We start from the raw sequence: 5293 nt of genomic DNA on the forward strand, positions 1-5293 counted from the left end.
ATTAGGTATAGTCTTTAAGTTTTAATCTTTTAGTTTTTAGTTTTGAATTGTGGTTTTTCGCTTTTAGTTTTAAGTTTTTAGTTTTTTCATTCTTAAAATTCTATTTTTTGCTCATAAGTTGAGAATTAATATTAAGTTTGCCTCTGTTGAAAAAGTGATTAAGCCCTACGGTAGAGATAAAGGCTTTGTTCTCTCCTTTTATCTGGCAAGCACTGGGAAGATTCTGAATGAAGAATATTAATCTTGACATTTAAACTAAAATGGAGTATAATCCTTATTAGTAATACCAATATGGAGAAGACTACAAAAATGGAAAATATTGTAAGAATCTTGAATATAGATTTACCACAAAGACAATCCGCATTTTTATGGGGCGCTCGAAAAACAGGTAAGACCACATATCTTAAAGAGAAATTTCCCAACAGCTTATTCTTTGATTTCTTAAAAAGCGATCTATTTTTTAACCTTACAAAAAATCCATCACTTTTACGCGAGTGGTTATTGGCAAAGGATGAATCTGTTCTTAAAGAACCAATAATACTTGACGAGGTCCAAAAAATTCCCAAGATATTAGATGAAGTGCATTGGCTTATAGAAAATAAGGATTTAAGGTTTGTGCTTTGCGGTTCAAGTGCCAGAAAACTAAAAAAAGGGCAGGCAAATCTATTGGGTGGTCGGGCATGGCGGTATGAGCTATTTCCGCTTGTAAGCTCTGAAATTAAGAATTTAGATTTATTGCGGGCTTTAAATCATGGGTTGATACCTATTCATTATTTACAGAGTTATGAGGAATGTAAAAAATCTTTAAAGGCATATGTAGAGGATTATTTACGCGAAGAGGTTTTTGCCGAAGGTTTGACGCGTAATATCCCTGCTTTTTCAAGATTTTTTGATGCCTTGGGATATTCGCATGGTGAGTTAACTAACTATACCAACATTTCTCGCGAATGTGGGGTTGATGCCAAAACAGTTAAAGAATATTATCAAATCCTTATTGATACATTATTGGCTGTGAGGGTTGAACCGTTTAAAAAGAAACAATCCCGTCAGGTAATTACCAAAGCCTCAAAATATTATATGTTTGATGTTGGCGTTGCAGGATATTTGGTCAAGAGACATATTACCGAACAACGAGGTTTAGAATTCAAAAAGGCTTTTGAACATTTTATACTAATGGAAATTGTTGCCTACAGGTCTTATTCTGGTAAAGATTTCATAATAAATTTTTGGCGAACAAAATCTGGTTTGGAAATAGATTTTGTGCTTGGAGGAGGAGAGATTGCTCTTGAGGTAAAAGGTAACAACCTTATTGACAAAAAAGACATAGCCGGTTTGCTTGCTTTTCGGAAAGAATATTCCCCTAAAAGAAACATTATAGTTTGTAATGAGGAAGAAAAAAGATTGCATAATGGGATAGAGATATTACCTTGGAAAACTTTTTTAGAGGAGTTATGGACAGGTAAAATATTATGAGATATGATTCTGTATTTGTGGATAAAGTCAAAAATATAAACACCACCATTTTTTGTTTCTTATGCTTATCATAGATTCTATTATAAAACTTTGTGTTGGGCTTATTGTCCTCCTTATGCCATTATATTTTGATTTAAGGCTTTCTGACCTTTTTGGGCTTTCAAAGACAATTATTCTCTATTTATTTTCGATTATCATCATTTATCTTTTGTGTTTAAGGGCTATTTTTTATAAAGAAATACCATTTAAAAAAACAATTATTAACCTTTTTCTCTTTATCTTCCTCCTTGTAAATATTGCTTCATCCATTGCCTCAACATCAAAGCTTCAAAGCATATTCGGCGAATATAAATCTCAGGAAGGGCTAATAACCTTACTTTGCTATGCCCTTCTTTTGTTTATAGTAGCCAATTTTGTAGATAGAGAAAAGGGTATATGGACAAAGAATTGGCAAATTAGGCTATATACATCTATTGCCTTAAGTATAGCCCTTCTTCTTTTCTTTCCACCACAACCAACAATAGGATTTCAAGTATTACAAAGCTCTGTTGGATTTTTCTGTTTCTTTGCTTATTTCTCTTGCTTTTTCTTATTTCTTTCCTGCGTTGATACAACAATTGGCTTTGTCAAAATCTTTATTATAGGAGGATTGCTCTCTGGGATTTATTATGACCTACAGCTTAAAGGATGGGATTTTATCCAATGGGAGGGAGGAAGGGCTTCTTATTCAACATTTGGGAATATAGGATGGATTGGTCATTATGGAATGCTTGTTTTCTTTCCTTGTTTTTCCCTTTTTCTTTTAGGTTTTAAAAAATCCCCTATAAAGAAGGAGGCAAAGAAAAGGAAAAATTCAGAAGGTGCAAAATACCTTTCAATCGGTATATTGTTTTTTATAGTCGCTTTCCTCTTTGTGTCCTTTTTTCAGATAAGACAAAGGTCAACATTTGTTGGATTGGTTGGAGGAATCTTATTTTTTTTAGCTACACTTGGATTAAAAGGATTAAAGGAATACAAAAAGCCCCTTTTTATTTTGTGCTTTTTCTTTCTTCCCTTGTTTTTCTTTTATGGTTTTACAGGAAGGGGGATTTTTATAAGGAGTATAAGGGAATTTGGTGTAATGAAAAAAACAGACCAGCTCTTTGGAAAAGAGGGGGTTACCACCATAGGAATAAGGCTTCATATCTGGAAAGCCTGTCTTAATATAATTAAGGATTATCCAATTCTAGGTTGTGGTCTTGACACAATGATGACTGTATATCCGAGGTATAGGACACTAAAGCATGTTGAGGTAGAAGGCCAGTATTCAAGAAACCAGAATGCCCATAATGACCTTTTGCAGATAACATCAACCACAGGGTTTCTTGGCCTTTTTTCATACCTTCTTTTTCACCTTTCCCTATTTTTCGCTATTATTCGCTCTAAATTATCTGATGAAAAAAGGATTCTCCTTGCAGGATTGGGTGGAGCATGGATGGCACATCATTCAAACAATCTATTTTCATTTGGGATTCCTCCAATAAATGCCTCCTGGTGGGTTATTATGGGTCTTCTTATATCCCTTCTTAATGAAAAAAAGGGAAATATTAAGATTGACCTTTCCTTCATCAAATGGCCAATTTTTGGAATTACATCCTTAATTGCCTTTCTTGGTATTCTTTTTATTATAAATATGTATAGGGCAGATTGCATATTTAAGCATGCAAAGGCTTATGATAGTTCAAAAAGGCTTATTGAGGCTATCCCTATTTATAAGGAGGCAATAAGGTTCAATCCATTCTATAAGGATTACTATGACGGGCTTTTGAATACATACCTTACCCTGGCAAGGGAGAAAGCCAATCCCTTATGGACAAAAGAGGCTATTGTTTTTGCTTTAAAGTCCGTTAATCTTTTTCCAGAGGATAGCATTGCCTGGAATTTTTTGGGTGGTGCATATTATTTGGATGGAGTTGCATCTGGAATAGATAGAAGAGACGAGGCTGTTTATGCATATAAAAATGCCATTAAATTTGAGCCATTCTTAAGGGATGCCTATACAAACATTGGCCAGATTAGATTTAGCCAGAAAAGGCAGGATGATGCCCTTTTTTGGTTTAAAAAGGCTTTGGAATTTATCCCTGATGACAATCTTTCCCTTTATTATGTTGGTTCTTTGCTGTTTGAAAAGAAAAAACTCAAAGAGGCAGAACCATATCTAAAAAGGTTTATCCTTTTATATCCACAGGATCCAAGGGCAATAATGGCAAGAAAAATGCTGGAAGGAGGATTATAATTTTTAAAAACAATTGCTTTTTAATACAAAAATTATTATAATGGTTTTATGAGGGATAAATATCTTTTATGGCTTGTTGTTTTCCTTTTTGGCATAGGAATAGCTTTATTCTTGCAGATATTTTTCCTTCTGGAGAAGCCAAAAATAAGCTCTGAAAGGAAAAAAACAGATGCACTGCTTTTAGAAAATAAGGAGCTTAAAAAGGGAATGAATAGGCTTTTATCCGAAAGGGCTACTTATTCTACAAAGATTGCTAATCTTGTTGAAGAAAGTAAAATGAAGGATGAGCAAATTAAAATGCTTGTTTTAAGAAAGCCAAAGGAGGTTGTGGTTTTTAAGCCAGATATTAGAATAGAAGAAGAAAGGCAAAGGCTTATTTTGGAGAATGAACATTTTGCTAAGATAAATAGGGAATTGGACAAAAAGATAAAAGAGGCATCAGATGAGCTTTTAATGAAGGAGGATGAGAAAAAAAGCCTTGAGCAAGGGATAAAAGACAAGGAAAACGAAAAAAACCTTGTTATGGCTGAGATGGAGGAAGCTCTTTTGGATACACAAAGCAAAGAGAGGGAAGAAGCCCTTGAAAAGGATAAGATTGCCTTATCTCAGAAAATCCTTTCCCTTCAGAATGAGGTAGCAGAGCTTTCAAAACAAAAGGAAGAAATTAGTGAAAAAAATGCCCTTGTTTTAAAAGAGATGGATGACTTAAAGGAAAAACTTGCTATTACAAAGGAAGAAAAGGAGAGAATAATTGAGTCTTTAAATAGAAAAATAGAAGATACCCTCAAGAAAAAAGAAGAAGAGGTTTCAAAGATAAATGCCGAAAAAGAGGAGGATAAAAAAAGGGCTCATAAAAGGTCTCTAGCAGGAAATTTCTTAAGCATGTTTTTGTTATGGAAGAAATAGGGTTTTCCCATATTGATAAGAAAGGAAGGCCAAAGATTGTTGATATATCAGAAAAAAAAGAAACCTTTCGCAAAGCTATTGCATCCTGCAAGATTATAATGAAAAAAGAGACCCTTAAGCTCATAAAGGAAAGAAAGACAAAAAAGGGCGATGTTTTAAGCGTTGCTGTAATTGGAGGAATTCAGGGTGCTAAAAAGACAGACGAGATTATATTGCTTTCCCATCCATTAAATATTGAAGGTTGCGATGTAAGGTTTTTCTTTGAAGAGGATGGAATAAGGATAGAACAAGAAGTATGGTTTTGTGGAAAGACAGGGCCTGAAATGGAGGCATTGGTAGGATGTGCTTTATCTGCCTTAAATATTTATGATATGTGTAAGGCTGTTGATAGGGAAATGGTAATTTCTGATATTCGGCTTATATCAAAAAAGGGTGGAAAAACAGATTATAAAATGCAAAACTCAAAATGCAAAATGCAAAATTGAGGTAAGGATTTAATAAAAATATAACCAAAGTTTTTAGTTTTGCGTTTTAAGTTTTGAGTTTTTAAATGCCAGGCAAGATGGTCGCTGGATAGAATCCAGAGGAAAGTCCGGACACCAAAGGGTAGGATGCTGGGTAATACCCAGGAGCTGTAAG

General features: G+C 34.1%; 4 protein-coding genes. All 4 read left to right on the forward strand.

Annotated features, from left to right (window positions below; genetic code table 11):
• Positions 1 to 309 precede the first annotated feature (309 nt).
• A complete protein-coding gene (locus AB1630_10000; protein MEW6104122.1) occupies positions 310 to 1473 on the forward strand; it encodes an AAA family ATPase in 1164 nt (387 codons plus the stop codon).
• A gap of 61 nt (positions 1474 to 1534) precedes the next feature.
• Positions 1535 to 3748, forward strand: coding sequence for an O-antigen ligase family protein (locus tag AB1630_10005; GenBank protein ID MEW6104123.1), 2214 nt, complete (start codon positions 1535 to 1537; stop codon positions 3746 to 3748).
• A gap of 48 nt (positions 3749 to 3796) precedes the next feature.
• Entirely contained in the window at positions 3797 to 4654 is an 858-nt protein-coding gene (locus AB1630_10010; GenBank protein MEW6104124.1) for a hypothetical protein, read from the forward strand.
• Positions 4642 to 5139 (forward strand): cyclic pyranopterin monophosphate synthase MoaC, encoded by a 498-nt coding sequence (moaC, locus tag AB1630_10015; GenBank protein ID MEW6104125.1) that lies wholly within the window; start codon positions 4642 to 4644, stop codon positions 5137 to 5139. Before AB1630_10010 ends, moaC begins: the two co-directional genes overlap by 13 nt.
• The last annotated feature ends 154 nt before the right edge of the window (positions 5140 to 5293 follow it).

The sequence above is a fragment of the bacterium genome, assembly GCA_040753555.1.
In the GTDB taxonomy this organism is placed as follows: domain Bacteria; phylum UBA9089; class UBA9088; order UBA9088; family UBA9088; genus JBFLYE01.

Excerpts from the sequence above, each read along its gene's own strand:
- moaC (MEW6104125.1), top strand. The coding sequence starts at position 4,642 with ATGGAAGAAATAGGGTTTTCCCATATTGATAAGAAAGGAAGGCCAAAG.
- AB1630_10005 (MEW6104123.1), top strand. The coding sequence starts at position 1,535 with ATGCTTATCATAGATTCTATTATAAAACTTTGTGTTGGGCTTATTGTC.
- AB1630_10010 (MEW6104124.1), top strand. The coding sequence starts at position 3,797 with ATGAGGGATAAATATCTTTTATGGCTTGTTGTTTTCCTTTTTGGCATA.
- AB1630_10000 (MEW6104122.1), top strand. The coding sequence starts at position 310 with ATGGAAAATATTGTAAGAATCTTGAATATAGATTTACCACAAAGACAA.